This window comes from Spiroplasma sp. ald (assembly GCF_044714355.1).
Taxonomy (GTDB): domain Bacteria; phylum Bacillota_I; class Bacilli_A; order Mycoplasmatales; family Mycoplasmataceae; genus Spiroplasma; species Spiroplasma phoeniceum.
Window position 1 is genome coordinate 1 of the sequence record NZ_RXFY01000014.1, and the last position, 18,151, is coordinate 18,151.

Consider the following 18,151-nt stretch of genomic DNA (forward strand, 5'->3'; position numbering starts at 1 on the left):
AGGAACTATCTTTTCGCTCTTGTAAATTTCATATCTTCATCGGTTAGAAAGGTTGAATTCATTGGTTAAATCATTCAAAGTATATGGTTTATTAGGTGATTTATTTTCTCAAAATTGCTCAATTTTACGATAAAAAGTTGATAAACTTGCTATTTTTGGATTAAATTCTTTCATTTTTTGCTCCTTTTTGCATATTAAAATTGCAATCATAAAAATTATATGGTTAAATATAAATACAAAATAGAACATATCGAAGAACTTGGCAAAGTTCTTTTTTCATTATTTACATCTTAATTAAAATAAAAAAAGGTAAATTTCTTTACCTTCTTAGTTAACTAATTTGCTAATAAATTAACATCTTAATTGTAACATACTAAATAAAAATTACTATCTTTTTTTGATTTTTTATTATTTTTGTGATAATGTTTGAAATTAAGAAAAGAGGATAAAAAATGATAAATGTTGATAACAACTTTTTTAACAATTTTAATGTTTTATTAGATAAACAAAGTATTGAAATTATTCAACAAAATTTAGAAAATTGTGATGAATGAATTTTTAAAAATTATAAAATTGATGAAACTTTAAAAAAATTTAAAGATTATAAAGTAAAAGAAATAAAACCAAGAACATTAACTATTTTAAATGGGAAAATAACTTTTAAAAGAAGAAGATATTATAAAATTAATCCAGAAACAGGTAAAGAAGAATATATTTTTCCTTTGGATAAACTTTTAGTAATTAAAAAATGACAAAGAATAGATAATTCTGTTAAAGAAAAAATATTATCATTTATTGGCAAGAAAAAAACATATCAAGATATTTTAGATACTATGGAACATGTAAAAATTTGTATAAAAACAATTTCAAATATTATGAAAAATGCAAAAACTGATAAAGAATATTATCTTAATAAAACTGATAAAAAAATAAAGATACCACATACCTTATATATTCAAATTGATGGAACTTTTTTAAAAATGTGAAATGAAAATAAAATAGAAAAAGAGAAAATAAAAAAACATAGTATATTTTCAACTGTTTATACTGGTTTTGATAAAACAAAATCAACTAAAAAAAGACCTGTAATTGAAAATAAATTGGGTGTTATAGAGCTTGATAATATTCCAGAATATATTAGAAAAAATAGTAAATTAACTAATTTTGTTAGTAAATTACTTATATTAATTATAAGTTATTATGATATTAATGCCAATATTGAAATTATGGTATTAGGTGATGGTGCACCTTGAATTAAAAATATTGCAAAATTTATTCAAGAATATTTTCCTAAAAATAAAGTACATTACACGATAGATAAATTTCATCTTACAAGTAGATTTAAAAAACTATATCCTTATCAAAGTAAAAACAAGCAAAATAAAGAAACATATCATAAAGCAGTTGATTATTTTTTTAATGGTAAATATGAAGAATTATTACAATGCTTAGAAAACAGTACTACTTTTATAAAAGAAGCAAAAATGAAATTCTTAAAAGAGACAATTAGATTAATTAAAAATAATGAAGAAGGTGTCAGAAATCAAACATTATGAAATAATATTGGTTGTCATATTGAGGGTGATATATCGCATTACTGTAAGGGTGTTTTGATTAAAAAAGCAACTTATCATGAAAAAACTCTTAAAAATAAATTAAATACTAGTATGATGAATTTTAAAAATAAAATTAATTTATTTAATACTAATGAACCATTAGAAGAAAATAGTATTAATTATTCAGTTAATAATTTTAATAAAAACTTACAACAAAACCTATATCTTTATTAATTTTATATAAGAAATTAAATAATTTTAATAAAAATATATTTTTTGTTGTGGAAAAATTTAAAAAATACTAAAATATTATTGACAATAAAATTAAAAGTAATACAATTTAGATAAGTAAGTGGTATATTATTCCACAATTTCTAAGATATTAATTAAAACCCTTAAATAATACATACAACCAATANATACAACTAATACATACAACTAATACATACAACTAATACATACAACCAAAAAAGAAATGTTTTTAAACATTTTCTCCTTTTAATAGTTTTTGTAAATAATCACCAACGCCGCCTTCATCATTAGTTAAGTGTGTAATTCCCCGAGCATTAGTTTTTAAATTGTCATTTCCATTTTTCATTGCGATTCCATAACCAACATTTTGCAATAGTTCTAAGTCATTCATTTCATCACCAAAAGCAATAACATCACGAATATCAACGTTATAATATTGTGCTAAAATATTAGCTGCAAATCCTTTTGAAACAAGTTTATTTGTAATGTTAATCATTATCATTATTTGCACCTGACCACTATTATAATTTCCGATGTTAACTTGGACAGAGTTTTTAAAATTTTCAAAAATTCGTAAAATTTGATCTTTTTCATTAGTATTGTTTAAATATAAGGCCATATTACTAGCTGGACCTTTTCAAGCAGTATAAGGATTGGCAATAAAATATTCATCATCAGCCACATCATCAAGATGAAAGTAATTTTTAATTGCCTCATCTTTTTTTCAACAAATTGCTTTATCATAATGTTCAATTAAGACATTTGCAACAATATTTTTTACATCAGGATGGTTGATAATACTCATAATAACATCATAAGAAATTGGAAAAACTAAACGTTTAAACTCTCGTTTTAATGGGTCATGAATATGACCACCATCAAAGTTTGTTAATAAGGTGTCTAACCCTAATTCACGATAAAAGCGAATACTTGCTCGATGAGGGCGACCAGTTGTAATACATACTTTATGCCCAGCTTTAACAGCTTCTTTGATCACATCTTGTGTTTTTGGATGGATTGTTTTGCCATCATTCATCAATGTTGTACCATCTAAATCAATTAGAATTAAACGTTTTTTATTTAGGTGTTGTAATTTCATGGGACTCCTTTCTAAAAAAATAATTATGTTTCTAATCCCTGTACCTCTTATTATATCTAATATTTTTATATTTATATTATTTTTAAAAATTTAGCAGTATTTAATTGACTTTGCTAATCAGTATGATAATATATAATTATAAAATTAGCAAACAATCATATAGAGTGATAAAAATTAAAGGAGGCAAAAGTATGGATTTAACACAACAATATGAACCAGGTAAAGATCCAAAAGTTCTTGAAAAATTTGCCAAAAATCTTAATAAAGAGGCTCTTGCTGGAAAATTAGACCCAATTATTGGGCGTGAAGATGAAATTAATAGAGTAATTCGAATTTTATCACGAAGAAAAAAAAATAATCCAGTCTTAATTGGTGAACCTGGTGTTGGGAAAACAGCGATTGTTGAAGGACTAGCACAGCGAATTGTTAAAGGTGATATTCCTAGTAATTTAAAAAATAAAACAATATATGAATTAGATATGGGAGCATTAATTGCTGGTGCGAAATTTCAAGGTGAATTTGAAGAACGTTTAAAAGCGGTTTTAAATAAAGTTAAAGAATCAAATGGCGATATTATTTTATTTATTGATGAGTTGCATTTAATTGTGGGAGCTGGTAAGACACAAGGTAGTATGGATGCTAGTAATTTATTAAAACCAATGTTAGCGCGTGGCGATTTGCATTGTATTGGTGCAACGACTTTAGATGAACATCGTTTATATATTGAAAAAGATGCTGCGTTAGAGCGACGCTTTCAAAAAGTAGTTGTCAGTGAATTAACCATTGATGAAAGTATTTCAATTTTACGAGGTTTAAAAGAACGATTTGAAACCTTTCATGGGGTTAAAATTCATGATAATGCTTTAGTTGCATCAGTTAACTTATCGTCTCGATACATTACTGACCGGTTTTTGCCAGATAAAGCAATTGACTTAATTGATGAAGCTTCTGCAACAATTAAAACAGAAATTGCATCAGTTCCAACCGAATTAGATAATTTAAATCGGCGAATTGTTCAGTTAGAAATTGAAAAAGCAGCTTTGCAAAAAGAAACTGATAAGGCATCTAATGAACGGTTAGTTGATATTGAAAATGAATTGAAACCATTAAAAGCAAAACAACAAAAATTAGATATTCAATGAAATTCGGAAAAAGAAAGTATTACTAAATTAAAAAACTTAAAATCACAAGTTGAACAATTGAAGAAAGAGTTAGAGCAAGCGCAATTAAGTGGTGATTTTAATCGTGCTGGTGAAATTCAATATGCTTTATTACCAAAACTAGAAAAACAATTACATGAACAAGAAAAACAAGCTTCAGGTTCACATCTTTTGAAAGAAGATGTAACTGAACGTGATATTGCTGCAATTGTTGGAAAGTGAACTGGTATTCCAGTTGACCGTTTAGTAGAAACAGAAAAGGCAAAATTATTAAATTTAAGTAAGATTTTACGGCGTCGTGTTTGCGGTCAAAACGAAGCAATTCAAGTAGTTGCTGATGCAATTATTCGTAGTCGAAGTGGAATTAAAGACCCAAATAAACCAATTGGTAGTTTCTTATTTTTAGGACCAACAGGAGTTGGGAAAACAGAAGTTGCCCGTAGTTTAGCATATGTTCTTTTTAACTCAGAAAAACAAATGGTACGATTAGATATGTCTGAATATATGGAAAAACATTCAGTAAGTAAATTAATTGGGGCGCCACCAGGTTATGTTGGTCATGAACAGGGTGGACAATTAACCGAGGCTGTTCGTCGAAGCCCATATTCAATTGTTTTATTTGATGAAATTGAAAAAGCACATCCTGATATTTTAAATATTTTGTTGCAAATTTTAGAAGATGGTCGTTTAACTGATTCATTAGGTAAAACTGTTGATTTTAAAAATACAATTATTATTATGACTTCTAATATTGGGTCAGAATATTTATTAAATGAAAATAATGATGGTGTTGGTTTATTAATTCAAAAAGAATTAGCTAGAAAATTTAAACCAGAGTTTTTAAATCGAATTGATAATGTTGTGACCTTTAATGCTTTATCAGAAGATGTTATTAAAGAAATTATTGAAAAAGAATTAGCTGAATTAACACAACGAATTGAAAATAGTAAAAACATTCGTATTAGTTATTCTGAAAAAGTATTAGAAAAAATTTTAAACGAAGGATATGATCGTGAATTTGGAGCACGGCCAATTAAGCGATATATTCAACGAAATCTTGAATCGTTAATTGCGCATGCTATTATTTCAGAAGAAGTTCAAGAGGGTAAATCTTATACAATTGATGTAGTTAAGAACGAAATGGTTATTAAGAATAGCACAAAATTAAATTAGCACTTGCATTCTTTAAATGATAAATTTATAATATTAATTGTTAGCACTATTTAGTGTTAATTGCCAAATATTTATAAGAATTGTAGAATGGAAGTGCTGCTGGTGTTAACCCAACGACAAGAAAACATTTTAAAAGTAATTGTAGAAGAATACACAAAAACAGCACAGCCTGTTGGAAGTAAAGTTATTATGGCTTCGTCCTTAATAGATTCTTCTTCTGCAACAATTCGTAATGAATGTGCAATTTTAGAAAAAGAAGGTTTTTTAGAAAAAGAACATGTTTCATCGGGAAGAATTCCATCAACAAAAGGTTATCGTTATTATGTTGATAACTTGATGGTTGAGAAAAATATTGATGATATTAAAAACCGGATTGAAGCCTTATTTGTTAATCGAAATATGTCAATTAATGATATTCTTGATCAAACAGGCCAAATTTTAAGTGAAATGACAAATTTAACAACAGTTGTTGTTGGTCCAAACTTTCAAGAAGAATTATTAAAAAAAATTGAATTATTGCCAATTTCTGAAACACAAGCAGTTGTTGTCTTTGTTTTAACAAATGGGCATGTTGAGAATAAAATGTTTACAATTGATAAAAATAGTTCAATGAATGATTTAAAAATTTCTGTTGAATTATTTAATACACGGTTAGAAAATACTAAAATAACTGATATTCCAACAAAATTTGAGGTAATTCGTCCAATTTTAGAACAACAAGTAAAACATTATGAATATATTTTAAAACAATTTGTTAACGCTTTAACAAGTATTGTTAAACCAAGTTATTCAACACATGGGATTCAATATATGCTCCAAAATCCGGAATATAATAACCCAGAACGAATTAAACAAGTTATTCGTTTAATTGAAACAATTTCACCGTTTGATTATTTTAAAAAACAACAAAATAACCCAAGCGAAAATCTTGTTTCAATTCAAATTGGGAATGAAACAGGGTTTAACAATGATGATATGGCTTTGTTGACAACAACTTATAAGGTTGATGATATGCAAGAAGGAGGAATTGCTTTAGTAGGGCCAAAGCGGTTAGAATATGATAAGCTTTATGAAGTTCTTGAATGATTAGCTTATCGGATTAAAGAAGCATATCAAAAAGAAGATAGAGAGGGTGAGATTAATGAGTAATGAAAAAAATGATAAATCTTCGCCAAACCAATTAAAAGAAAAAATTCAACAATTACGAAAAGAATTAGCAAATAATCAACCTGCTGATTCACCGTCAGAACCAGGGAAAACAGCAACAGCACCGACAGCTGAAGCAAATAATTTGGCAATTATTGAAGATTTAGAACATGAAATTGATTTATTGTTAAAAGACAATTTACGCTTGCGAGAAGAAAAATTATTAGTTTTAGCTGATGGTGAAAATTTAAAGAAAAGAATTCATGAAGAAGTTGCTGATATTAAACGTTATCGTGCAGCAGGGATGGCAGAAAAATTATTGCCAACATTAGATAACTTTGAACGTGCTTTGCAAGTTACTAATGTAACATCAGAAGTGAAAAACTTTTTAACAGGGTTTGAAATGATTTATCGTATGTTTAAAACGGTTTTTGAAGAAGAAGGTATTACCGCAATGGAGACAAAAGTAGGAGAACACTTTAATTCTAATTTCCATTCGGCAATTGAAATTATTGAAACAACTGATGTTTCATCAGGATGTATTGTTAAAATTTTACAAAAAGGATATATGATTCATGATCGTGTCTTACGTCATGCATCAGTGCAAGTTGCAAAATAACTAATTTAAGAGAGGAAGGTATGATAATATGGCAAAAATTATTGGTATTGATTTAGGAACAACAAATTCATGTGTTGCTGTGATGGAAGGAAAAGATTTTAAAGTTTTAGAAAATCCCGAAGGGCAACGAACAACACCATCAGTTGTTTCATTTAAAAATGAAGAAATTATTGTGGGAGATGCGGCAAAACGGCAAGCAGTAACAAACCCAAATACAATTAGTTCGATTAAACGTAAAATGGGGACATCAGACAAAGTTCATGTTAATAATAAAGATTATAGTCCTGAACAAATTTCTGCTGAAATTTTACGTTATTTAAAAAACTATGCTGAGAAAAAATTAGGACAAAAAGTTTCAAAAGCAGTTATTACTGTTCCGGCTTATTTTAATGACGCACAACGACAAGCAACAAAAGATGCTGGAAAAATTGCTGGATTAGAAGTTGAAAGAATTATTAATGAACCAACTGCGGCAGCATTAGCTTATGGAATTGATAAAGTTGATAAAGAGCAAAAAGTTTTAGTATTTGACTTAGGGGGAGGAACTTTTGATGTTTCAATCTTAGATTTAGCAGATGGAACATTTGAGGTTTTAGCAACCGCTGGGGATAATCATTTAGGAGGAGATGACTTTGATGAAATTATTATTCAATGAATGGTTGATGAATTTAAAAAAGATAATGGTATTGATTTAAAAACAGATAAAATGGCAATGCAACGATTGAAAGAAGAAGCAGAAAAAGCGAAAAAAAATCTTTCTTCACAATTACAAACTGAAATTACAGCACCATTTATTACTGCGCGTGATGGAAATCCATTACATTTAAACCTAACATTAACAAGAGCAAAATTTGATGAAATGACAAAAAGCCTTGTTCAACGAACAATTGAACCAGTTCGTAAAGCATTAGCTGATGCAAAATTAAAACCTAGTGATTTAGACCAAGTTTTACTAGTGGGAGGAAGTACGAGAATTCCAGCGGTACAAAAAGTTATTAAACATGAATTAGGAAAAGAACCAAACCGCACAATTAATCCTGATGAAGTTGTTGCAATTGGTGCAGCAATTCAAGGGGGAGTTTTAGCTGGTGATGTAAAAGATGTCTTATTATTAGATGTTACACCATTATCATTAGGTATTGAAACATTAGGAGGAGTCTCAACTGTTTTAATTCCTCGTAATACCACAATTCCAACATCAAAATCACAAGTGTTTTCAACCGCTGCTGATAATCAACCAGCTGTTGATATTCATGTTTTACAAGGGGAACGTAAAATGGCAGCAGATAATAAATCATTAGGACGATTCCAATTGTCTGGGATTGAACCAGCACCAAAAGGAATTCCCCAAATTGAAGTTAAGTTTTCAATTGATGCAAACGGAATTGTATCAGTTACTGCAAAAGATTTAAAAACAAGTAAAGAACAATCAGTTACCATTACTAATGGTGGTGGTTTAACAGAAGAAGAAATTCAACGAATGATTAATGAAGCAGAACAAAATAAAGATAAAGATGAGCAAAAATTAAAAAACATTGAATTGCGTAATAAGGCAGAGTCATATCTTTCAACAATTACACAAGCTTTAGAAGGAAATAAGGATAAAATGGATCCTGAACAGTTAAAAGCTTCTGAAGAAATGGCCAAAGAAATTAAAGAATTGTTAGAAAAAGAAGATTATGCTGGTTTAGAAGCAAAAATGGCAGCATTAGAACAAACAATAGCTGAAGCTTCAAAATTTATGAATGACCAACAAGGTGATCAATCTGAACCAGAAGTTACGAATGATGATGACAAAAAAGATAAATAAGACAATAATGATGACTAAAATTTTTTTAGTTATCTTTTCTTTAAAAGAGAAAGTAGGAAGATGGTAATGGGAAAACGAGACTATTATGAAGTATTGGGCGTTAATCGTAATGCCACTGATGATGAAATTAAACGTGCTTTTCGACAATTAGCAAAAAAATATCATCCTGATGTTTCAAAAGAGAAAGATGCCGAAGCAAAGTTTAAGGAAATTAATGAAGCTTATGAAGTTTTATCTGATCCAAATAAACGTCGCAATTATGATCAGTTTGGTCATGCTGGAACTGACCCCAATGGTTTTGGTGGCTTTAGTCATGGTTTTAGTAGTACGGGAGATTTTGAAGATATTTTCTCTGGTAGTTTTGGTGATATTTTTGAAAACTTTTTTGGTGGTGGTAAAAAACGCCGTGGTTTTAGTAATCAACCAATTAGAGGGGAAAATATTGCTGCACGTGTTACATTAACGTTAAAAGAACAAATGTTTGGGAAGAAAATAAACCTAGATTTAAATATTGATAAAAAATGTGAAATGTGTGATGGAACTGGAGCAAAAGACCCTAAAAAAGACATTCATACTTGTACAACTTGTGATGGTTATGGTTATGTTAACCTTGAACAGCGTAGTATTTTTGGTGTGATTCAATCACAGCAACCTTGTCCTGATTGTAAAGGACGCGGAAAAGTAATTACTAATAAATGTTCAAAATGTAAAGGTCAAGGGAATTATCGTGGGAAAGAAACAGTAGAAATTGAGTTACCGAAATCAATTTATGAAAATCAACAGTTACGAATTCGTGAAAAAGGAAACTACGGTCTAAATAATGGCCCACGGGGAGATATTTATTTAGAAATTTCAGTAAAACCAAATAAATATTTTAAGCGGGTTAATGATAACCTTCATTTAAATTTACCAGTATCTTATTTAGATGCTTTACTAGAAGCTGAAATTAAAGTTCCAACTTTTGATGGGGATGTTCATTTGAAATTACCACCAAATACAAAAACAAATAGTATTTTTAATATTCCAAATCATGGGTTTTTCAAATCACCAACATCGACAAAACGAGGAGATTTAATTGTTAATGTGATTGTAACAATTCCAACAAAATTATCGCCAGAAGAAAAAACAATTTTACAAAAGTTAAGAAATAATAGTTCGTTTAAAATTACTGATAATTTCTATGAAGATTTATAGTTATTAAAAAAAGTTTTAAGCATGATATTAATATCATGCTTAAAACTTTTTATTTTTTTGTTTCTTGTTCTTTTCAATGGTAATAACCATAAATCCCAGTTCTTAAAACATAAGCATTATGATATCCTAATTGTCGTAATTCTAATGCTGCTTCACTACTGCGATTACCACCATTACATAATGTAATAATTAATTGGTTTTTGTTTGATAAGTAACGGGATGGATCTTGGAGCAAATCAAAAATATAAACATTGATTGAATTTGTAATTTGTCGTAATGCTTTAAATTCAATCTCAGTGCGGACATCTAATAATAAAGCTTGTTCTTTTTGTGTTTCAAAGATTTCATTATCCATATAGACTGTTTTTTTGGTTCATTGTGTACTCCTTATTTTTTGTATATTTATATCATATCGTAAATATAAAATAATGTGTGATAAAATTAAGAAGATTAAGTATCACAGAGAGGAATTAAGAGTTTTGATGGCAAAACAAGTATTTAAAAAAATAATAAATAATCAGGAACTAATTGTTGAGCATGGCCAATTAGCAAAACAAGCAAGTGGTTCAATTTTAGTACGTTATGGTGATACTGTTGTTTTAGTAACCGCAACAGTTAATAACAAACTTAGTGAAGGTGATTTTTTTCCTTTAACAGTTGTTTTTCAAGAAAAATTATATTCAGTCGGAAAAATTCCGAGTGGATTTTTAAAACGAGAAGGGAAGCCATCTGAATATGGTACTTTATCATCACGAGTAATTGACCGTGCTTTACGGCCATTATTTTCAGAAAATTTTCGTAATGAAGTTCAAATTGTTATTAATGTTCTTGCTGTTGATAATGATCATGATGTGCGGGTGGTTAGTTTATTTGCGACATCATTAGCACTTAGTATTTCTAAAATTCCATTTGCTGGCCCAGTAGCGGGAACATTAGTAACTGTTGATCAAAATAATATTATTATTAATCCAACATTAAAACAAATTAATAATGGCAAAATGGAATTAATTGTTGCTGGAACAGCGGAGGCAATTAATATGGTTGAAGCCGGGGCAAAAGAAGTTTCTGAAAGTTTAATGTTGCAAGCAATTTTAGCGGGACATGATGTTATTCGGCAATTAATTACTTTTCAGCATGAAATTATTGCAAAAGTTGGGGTACCAAAAATGGAAGTTGAATTGTTTCAAATTCGTTCTGAAATTATTACTTATGTTAATAACAATTATGCAAAAGAGTTAATTACAGCTGCTCGAATTAAAGAAAAAACAAAACGTTATGAAACAATTGAAGATTTAGTTGAACAAGCAATTAATAATTATTCTATTCCAGTTCCACTTTCAGAAAAAGAACAGAAAAAATTGACTCTAGAATTAAAAACAGCTTTACATAATATTATTCGTCAAGAAGTGCGTTGCCAAATTTTAATTGATAAAACACGCTTAGATGGCCGAAAATTAGATCAAATTCGCCCATTAAGTAGTGAAATTGATATATTACCAGTTGTTCATGGTAGTGCTTTGTTCACTAGGGGTGAAACACAAGTTTTATCAGTTGTAACATTAGGTGCATTAGGTGAAAATCAAATTATTGATGGAATTACCGATGAAGAAGGTAAACGTTTTATGCATCATTATAACTTTCCACCATTTTCAGTTGGTGAAACTGGGCGGATGGGTCCTCCTTCACGACGAGAAATTGGTCATGGCGCATTAGGAGAAAAAGCATTATTACAAATTATTCCTAGCGAAAAAGTGTTTCCATATACAATTCGTATTGTTTCCGAAGTTTTAGAATCAAATGGTAGTACTTCCCAAGCATCAATTTGTGCTGCTACATTAGCTCTAATGGCGGCTGGAGTGCCAATTATAGCGCCAGTAGTTGGGATTGCAATGGGTTTAATTAAAGAAAAAAATAACTATACTATTTTAACTGATATTCAAGGGATGGAAGATCATCTTGGCGATATGGACTTTAAAGTAGCCGGAACTGCAAAGGGAATTTGTGCCTTACAAATGGACATTAAAATTGCAGGAATTAATAAGGCAATTCTCCAAGAAGCTTTAGAAGCGGCAAAAGAAGCACGGTTAACAATTTTAGATAATGTTTTAGCAACTATTTCTGAACCACGAGCACATTTAGCACCAACAGCACCAAAAATGAAAACATTTATGATTCCTGTTGATAAGATTCGGGAAGTTATTGGTCCGGGTGGTAAAATGATTACAGCTATTATTAAAAAATCAGATGATGTTAAAATCGATATTGAGGATGATGGCCAAGTGACAATTTACCATAGAGAAAGCACAGCGATTGAAAAAGCATATCAGTTAATCAAAGCAATTGCAATGCCAGTTATTGTTGGTGAAGAAATAATTGGACCAGTTGTTAAAATTGAAAAATTTGGTGTTTTTGTTAAGTTAAAAGAAAATCTTGATGGTTTAATTCATATTTCTAAATTAGCTAAACAACATGTTGAAAAAGCAGAAGATATTGTTCAATTAAACGATATTGTTAAAGTTAAAGTAATAGAAATTGATGGGAAAGGGAAAATTAAGTTACAATTAATTGAAATATTACCTAAAAAGTAACTTAATTTTTTAATATTGGTTCTTAAATAAATAACTAAAATATTTGTTATAATTAAATAAGGAGTTAGGAGATTTAATTATGAGTAAAATTGCAATTGATATGATGGGAACTGATTTAGGCATTAAACCAATTATCGACGCTTTGAAAGTTTTTATGAAGAAATATGACGATGTTACTTTTATTTTAATTGGAGCTGAGAAGGAACTGAAGGCTGCCACCGCAGCAGCAAAGTTAGATAATACAAAATATGAAATTTTTGCTACAACAGAAGTAATTGCAATGACAGAAAGTATGATGGAAGTTCGTCGTAAACCAAATAGTTCAATGGTTCGTGGAACTGAATTATTGCGTGATCAAAAAGTAGATGCTTTGGTATCTGGTGGTTCAACTGCAGCTTTTTTAGCAGCGTGTCATTTTATTGTGGGAGAAATTTCCGGAGTTTCACGGCCAGCTTTTATGCCTTTTATTCCAACACTTAACAAGGGAAAGTCTGTTTTAATGCTAGATGTTGGTGCTAGTTTAGAAAATGATGCCCAAGATCTTGTTAATTTTGCAATTATGGCTAGTGTTTATGCGCAAGAAATTATGCACAATCCAAAACCAAGTGTGGCAATCTTAAATATTGGTGAAGAAGCATCAAAAGGAAAAGATTATCATAAAGAAGCTTATAAATTATTAGCAAATAATAAAAATATTTTTTTTAAAGGAAATATTGAGCCACGTGATATTACTAGTGATGTTGTTGATATTATTGTAACAGATGGTTTTACTGGTAATATTGCTCTAAAAACATTGGAAGGAATGGCAAAAAATTTAATGGGTGTTATTAAACATGAATTAACAAAGAATTTTTATCGAAAATTAAAAGCTTTTTCGTTACGAAAAGCTTTTCAGGGAGTTCGTGAAACCTTTGATTATCGAAATAATGCAGCAGCATTAGTCTTAGGATTAAGAGCAATTGCTGTTAAAACACATGGTAGTAGTGATGAAAAATCATGAATTAGTACTTTAGAATTAACTCGTACCGCAATTGTCAATAATTTTGTGCAAAAAATGACAGTTAAATTGTTAAAGGGGGATTAATTATACGATGCAGTTTATAAACAAACAGCCAGAACAACTTTTTTTCGAGTTAAAAGCTTTTTTTAAACAGTATTATGTTTTTATTAAAAAACCACAATATTATTTAGAAGCCTTAACTCATAATTCTTATGCAAATGAAAATAATTTAAGTTATACTTATCAACGAATGGAATTTTTGGGTGATGCAATTTTAGCAAAAGAAATTTCCTTATACTTATTTTTAAGTTTTCCTGATAAAAATGAAGGTGAAATTACTAATTTACGTAGTAAAATTGTTCGGGAAGGAACATTAGCAGAATTAGTTCGTCAAATGAATTGAGCGCCTTTCTTATTATTAGGAAAAGGAGAAATTAAAACAAAAGGATATGAAAAAAATCGTATTTTAGCTGATATTTATGAGTCAATGATTGCTGCATTATATCTTGATTTGGGTGAAGAAATTGTTCGTAATTTTATTAATGACACCCTTATTCAAATGGTTTCTAATCCTGGTTTTTTTGATCAAATTCGAGATTACAAAACGGAATTACAAGAATTTTTACAAGCTGGTGATGCACGAACATTAGAATATAAATTAATTAAAGAATCACCACCATTAGAAGGAAATCGAGTTTTATATACTGTGATTGCAGAAATTGGGGGAATTCGTTATGGCGAAGGATGCGGTTATACTCATAAAGAAGCTGAGCAATTAGCTGCTCGTGATGCGCTACAAAAATTAGCAACAAAATCAAAATATCATTTCGAAAATAAATAACAATGTAATATGACTAAACTAATTTAAGTATATGGAGATGAAAAGTAATGATGATAAGACATTTGTTTAAGAATTTTTGATTAAGTTTTACTAGAAATAGTTTACAAGTTTTAGGCCTATTTTTAATGTTAGGAATTATTATTACCTTGTTTGGGGGAATGATTATGTCAAGCAGTTTAAGTACGGTTCAATTGGCATTAATTGGTAATGATTTGTATGATACTAATATTTCATTTCAATTTAATTATAATTTAAAAATTGTTTCAAACCATCAAAATTTATCATATGGTTTAAACAATATTAATTATATTAATGAGGATGGAGATTTAGACAATAATAAAGTAGAAAGTCCTTATTTTCAGTTAAAACCAAATGGCAAAGATACTTATCAAATTGTATTGGATTCAGAAAGTAACAAGTCAGGAAAATGGCTTGCTTCAAATAGTTCAAATTCATATTTTATGGAACAGTTAAAGGAAAACGGTGAAGTAATATTAAACTTTAATACTAATATTGTTCCTGATAGTGTTTATTTTTTTTAGTAATGATGATTATCATGAATTGATTAGTTATTTACAAAATCCAGCAAACTTAATTCCATTCGTAAGTTCACCAGATAATCCTAGATTAGTCACAGATACATTAATTTTTACTAATGCTTATAAGGATTTTAGTATAAATCATAAACGAATTTATGACTTACAAACTCGTCTTTTAAATTCTGTTATTATTGGTTCGGTTGCTGATCGTGCTCTAATGAGTGAAACAATGCGACTTTACGATATTTTTAAAGCAGAAAACTTTTATATTCAAAGTGTGCAGACATATTATTGGACAATACCAATTATGGTAAAAGGAAATTATCAATATTTTTTAAATTATCAGGTAAGCGATGATTATCCTCCAATTATTATTAATAATTCTTATGCTTTACATAATAAAATCAAGATTAATGATCTTTTTAATATTTATGGTTACCAATATCGTGTGATTGGTTTTGCCACAAATGCTTATGTTAATAGTGCAGCAAATGAGTCATCTTTTATTTATAATTCATATTTATGACTTCGTGGTCCTGAATATACAAATTTATTAACAAAAATCACTAATGATGCACCACAGCTTATTAACAGCATAATTAGTATTCACGCTGCTTTTGCATCAACAGAACTAAATCCTGGTTTTTTGCATGCTCAAAATAGTTGAAGTGATATTGCAAATGTTTATGATAATGCTACTTTTTCACGTTCTGCAGTTGCTTATACACCATTACATCATATGAAAGAACTTATTAAAAATAAAGAAGATATTATTTGGTCAATTTTAATTGCAATTTCATTATTATTAATAATTTCATCTTTCATTATGATTAGTATGATTGTTAATAAACTATTATTATTAAACCGGGGAATTATTGGTAATTTAAAAGTACAAGGATACGGAACGGGAACAATTGCGTTTTTACTTCTTTCTTGTTTTTTATTATTAATATTTATTATTTCTTTATTATCATTAATAACAAGTTGAATCTTCTCTTTTATCTTAAATATTACTTATCAAGGTTTTTTAGAATTTACTACTTATATTTCAGTTCCCCTTGGTGATTAATAGTTGGAACATATTTGTTACCTAGTTTTGTTGTTTGTTTCTATGCTTTTTTATTCATTATTATTGAAGTGTCATGACCAACATTAATTTTACTAAAACCAAAAGTAGTTAAAACACGAATTCCAAAAGGTCATCATTTATTACATTTAAACTTTAAATATAAAATTAGTCTTAAATTTGTGTTAGATGCTAAGTGAAAATTATTATTAACACTTGTTGTAACAACGTTAACCGGAGCAATGTTGTTTACAGGATTAACAACAATTATTAATTTTATTCAAATTAATCTTAATTTAAAAACAAATGCAAATTGGAAGTATGTTTATCATTATGATAATAATTATAATTATGGATGCTAGTGAAACACCACCATATGATTATTTAGTTTATGAAAATCCCGGGGCAGTTAAATAACCGGATGTTTCTGGATATTATTTATTACAACCCGAAATACGACAATTTACAGAAGAATTAGTATTAAAAAAATATAATACTTTTGGTTTTGGTGATCCAGTATGTGGGCCATTTGTTGGTGACAGTAATATTATTAAGTCGTTTAAATACAAATGATTTAAAGCAAGATCTTATGAATGATATGTTGAAAATTGTAAAGATACCCAGTATTATGAACAAATTACCAAATTTATTAAGGGAACAGTTTATGAATATTTTATTAATCAACTAAGTAAGGAAGATGGAATTATTACGATAGTTTATCAACCAATTATTTATGGTCCATATCAATCAGAAATTTTTGCAAATACCGAAAATTTATATGCACGAGAAGCAATAAACTATAGTTTATTAGAACAGTTTTTAAACGAATATCAAATTGCTAACACAAATTCAAAAATTGATTTATCAATTCCAACCTTTTATCGGAATTTTATTAGTCATAGAAATTTAAAAAGTCTATATGGTAGTGCTATTGAATTTTATGATTATAAAAATAATACAACGTTATTTTACCCAAATGTTGAGAAAAAAACAGATATTAATTGATTCTTTAATAAAATTAAGAGTTTTGATCAACCTGATGATGATAGTTTATTACGAGCAACACAAACTAATCGTTTTAGTTCAGTTGTTAATTATGCGATTTTGCAAGTTAATGAAATGAAAAAATTAATTCAAAGTAAAAAATGATTTCATGGTAAAAATCCTAATTGAGATCCAAAAAATTATCGGATTCAATTATACCCAATTATTATTAATCATTCTTATCGTTATTTAAATAATATTAATATTGGTGACATTTTATTAGATAATTTTAATGATCGAAGTGCGATATTTTATATTGTTGTTGATAAATTTGATAATGGAATGAAAAATATGTTTTTAATTAATAAGTATAATAATCAACGCTTAACGCCAAAACGTTTAGCAAACCTATATTCAGCATTACGCGATAATGAAACATATCATTATATTGGTGTTTATGATAAAAATAATAATTATGATGCTTCATTTGAAACAGAGTATGAACCAGCACCAATTTATAATGGAACACAAAATTTAAAAATTTTATTGCAACAAACAGTTAATTTACAAATTATTTTATTCTTAATTTATTTATTAATTTTAGTTGCTTCAATTGTGGCATGTATTTTCCAAATTTTTATTATTACAAATATCATTTTAAAAGATAATTTAAAAGTTTTGAATAGTTTTAAAGCACTAGGGTACTCTGATTTATGAATTTTTAATCGGCTGTTCTTGATTTATTTACCAATTATTTTAATTAGCTGAGTAATTTCAATTCCCATTGGGATAACCATTATTGGCTTAATTCGCTATCAAATTATTTTTAATATGTTATCATATGTGTCAGGAACTGTTAATATTGGTGATTATTTGATTAGTTTTTTAGGATTACTTGTAATGTTTATTATTGCTTTTGTTTTAAATAAAAAATTTATGGACCATCGTTATCCAATTTTAAAAACAATGAATTGAAATTAATGAGGAGATTATTTATGTTTTGTTATTAATGTTTAAAAGGAGAGTTGAATAGATACATATTTATTAGACTTCTTGCATAACCTAGTTATTTTAAAATTCCTATAAAATATATTTAAAATAGAAATTATAGGAATTTAAAATTA

15 protein-coding genes are annotated in these 18,151 nt (G+C 28.2%); 13 read left to right on the forward strand and 2 right to left on the reverse strand.

Translation table 4 applies throughout. The features are described from left to right. Positions 1 to 452: 452 nt before the first annotated feature. Entirely contained in the window at positions 453 to 1,790 is a 1,338-nt protein-coding gene (locus EHU54_RS01555; RefSeq protein ID WP_400248575.1) for an Mbov_0401 family ICE element transposase-like protein, read from the forward strand. Between the two features lie 247 nt (positions 1,791 to 2,037). Here the strand turns inward: EHU54_RS01555 and EHU54_RS01560 are convergent, their stop codons facing one another. Beyond that, complete coding sequence (locus tag EHU54_RS01560; RefSeq protein WP_400248576.1) at positions 2,038 to 2,907, reverse strand: Cof-type HAD-IIB family hydrolase; 870 nt, start codon at positions 2,905 to 2,907, stop codon at positions 2,038 to 2,040. Positions 2,908 to 3,098: 191 nt separating this feature from the next. Here EHU54_RS01560 and EHU54_RS01565 point away from each other — a divergent pair, with 191 nt between their 5' ends. The 5 genes from EHU54_RS01565 (at position 3,099) to dnaJ (ending at position 10,009) form a co-directional block, all read left to right on the forward strand. After that, entirely contained in the window at positions 3,099 to 5,240 is a 2,142-nt protein-coding gene (locus tag EHU54_RS01565) for an ATP-dependent Clp protease ATP-binding subunit (protein ID WP_400248577.1), read from the forward strand. Positions 5,241 to 5,327: 87 nt separating this feature from the next. Next, entirely contained in the window at positions 5,328 to 6,389 is a 1,062-nt protein-coding gene (hrcA, locus tag EHU54_RS01570; RefSeq protein WP_400248578.1) for a heat-inducible transcriptional repressor HrcA, read from the forward strand. Continuing rightward, entirely contained in the window at positions 6,382 to 7,005 is a 624-nt protein-coding gene (locus EHU54_RS01575) for a nucleotide exchange factor GrpE (RefSeq protein ID WP_400248579.1), read from the forward strand. The genes hrcA and EHU54_RS01575 overlap by 8 nt, the downstream gene beginning before the upstream one ends. A 28-nt stretch (positions 7,006 to 7,033) precedes the next feature. Continuing rightward, positions 7,034 to 8,815 carry a molecular chaperone DnaK gene (gene dnaK / locus EHU54_RS01580; RefSeq protein WP_400248580.1) on the forward strand — a complete coding sequence of 594 codons (1,782 nt, stop codon included), beginning with the start codon at positions 7,034 to 7,036 and terminating at the stop codon, positions 8,813 to 8,815. A 66-nt stretch (positions 8,816 to 8,881) separates the two neighbouring features. After that, complete coding sequence (dnaJ, locus tag EHU54_RS01585) at positions 8,882 to 10,009, forward strand: molecular chaperone DnaJ (protein WP_400248581.1); 1,128 nt, start codon at positions 8,882 to 8,884, stop codon at positions 10,007 to 10,009. A 49-nt stretch (positions 10,010 to 10,058) separates the two neighbouring features. On the opposite strand, the gene EHU54_RS01590 is transcribed toward dnaJ, so the two are convergent. Further along, entirely contained in the window at positions 10,059 to 10,364 is a 306-nt protein-coding gene (locus tag EHU54_RS01590; protein ID WP_400248583.1) for a rhodanese-like domain-containing protein, read from the reverse strand. A gap of 127 nt (positions 10,365 to 10,491) precedes the next feature. Here EHU54_RS01590 and EHU54_RS01595 point away from each other — a divergent pair, with 127 nt between their 5' ends. The 7 genes from EHU54_RS01595 (at position 10,492) to EHU54_RS01625 (ending at position 18,008) form a co-directional block, all read left to right on the forward strand. Further along, positions 10,492 to 12,597: a polyribonucleotide nucleotidyltransferase gene (locus EHU54_RS01595; RefSeq protein WP_400248584.1), complete on the forward strand. Its 2,106-nt coding sequence runs from the start codon at positions 10,492 to 10,494 to the stop codon at positions 12,595 to 12,597. Positions 12,598 to 12,676: 79 nt separating this feature from the next. Then, a complete protein-coding gene (gene plsX / locus EHU54_RS01600; protein ID WP_400248585.1) occupies positions 12,677 to 13,681 on the forward strand; it encodes a phosphate acyltransferase PlsX in 1,005 nt (334 codons plus the stop codon). Positions 13,682 to 13,688: 7 nt separating this feature from the next. After that, the gene (gene rnc, locus EHU54_RS01605; RefSeq protein ID WP_400248587.1) at positions 13,689 to 14,438 is read left to right on the forward strand and encodes a ribonuclease III; all 750 of its coding nucleotides are present in this window, start codon (positions 13,689 to 13,691) and stop codon (positions 14,436 to 14,438) included. Positions 14,439 to 14,485: 47 nt separating this feature from the next. Then, positions 14,486 to 14,980, forward strand: a complete 495-nt coding sequence (locus EHU54_RS01610; protein WP_400248588.1) for a hypothetical protein — start codon at positions 14,486 to 14,488, stop codon at positions 14,978 to 14,980. Continuing rightward, complete coding sequence (locus EHU54_RS01615) at positions 14,964 to 16,046, forward strand: hypothetical protein (protein WP_400248590.1); 1,083 nt, start codon at positions 14,964 to 14,966, stop codon at positions 16,044 to 16,046. Before EHU54_RS01610 ends, EHU54_RS01615 begins: the two co-directional genes overlap by 17 nt. 14 nt (positions 16,047 to 16,060) lie before the next feature. Further along, the gene (locus EHU54_RS01620; protein WP_400248592.1) at positions 16,061 to 16,405 is read left to right on the forward strand and encodes a hypothetical protein; all 345 of its coding nucleotides are present in this window, start codon (positions 16,061 to 16,063) and stop codon (positions 16,403 to 16,405) included. Positions 16,406 to 17,162: 757 nt separating this feature from the next. Further along, positions 17,163 to 18,008 carry an FtsX-like permease family protein gene (locus EHU54_RS01625; protein ID WP_400248593.1) on the forward strand — a complete coding sequence of 282 codons (846 nt, stop codon included), beginning with the start codon at positions 17,163 to 17,165 and terminating at the stop codon, positions 18,006 to 18,008. Positions 18,009 to 18,151 lie beyond the last annotated feature (143 nt).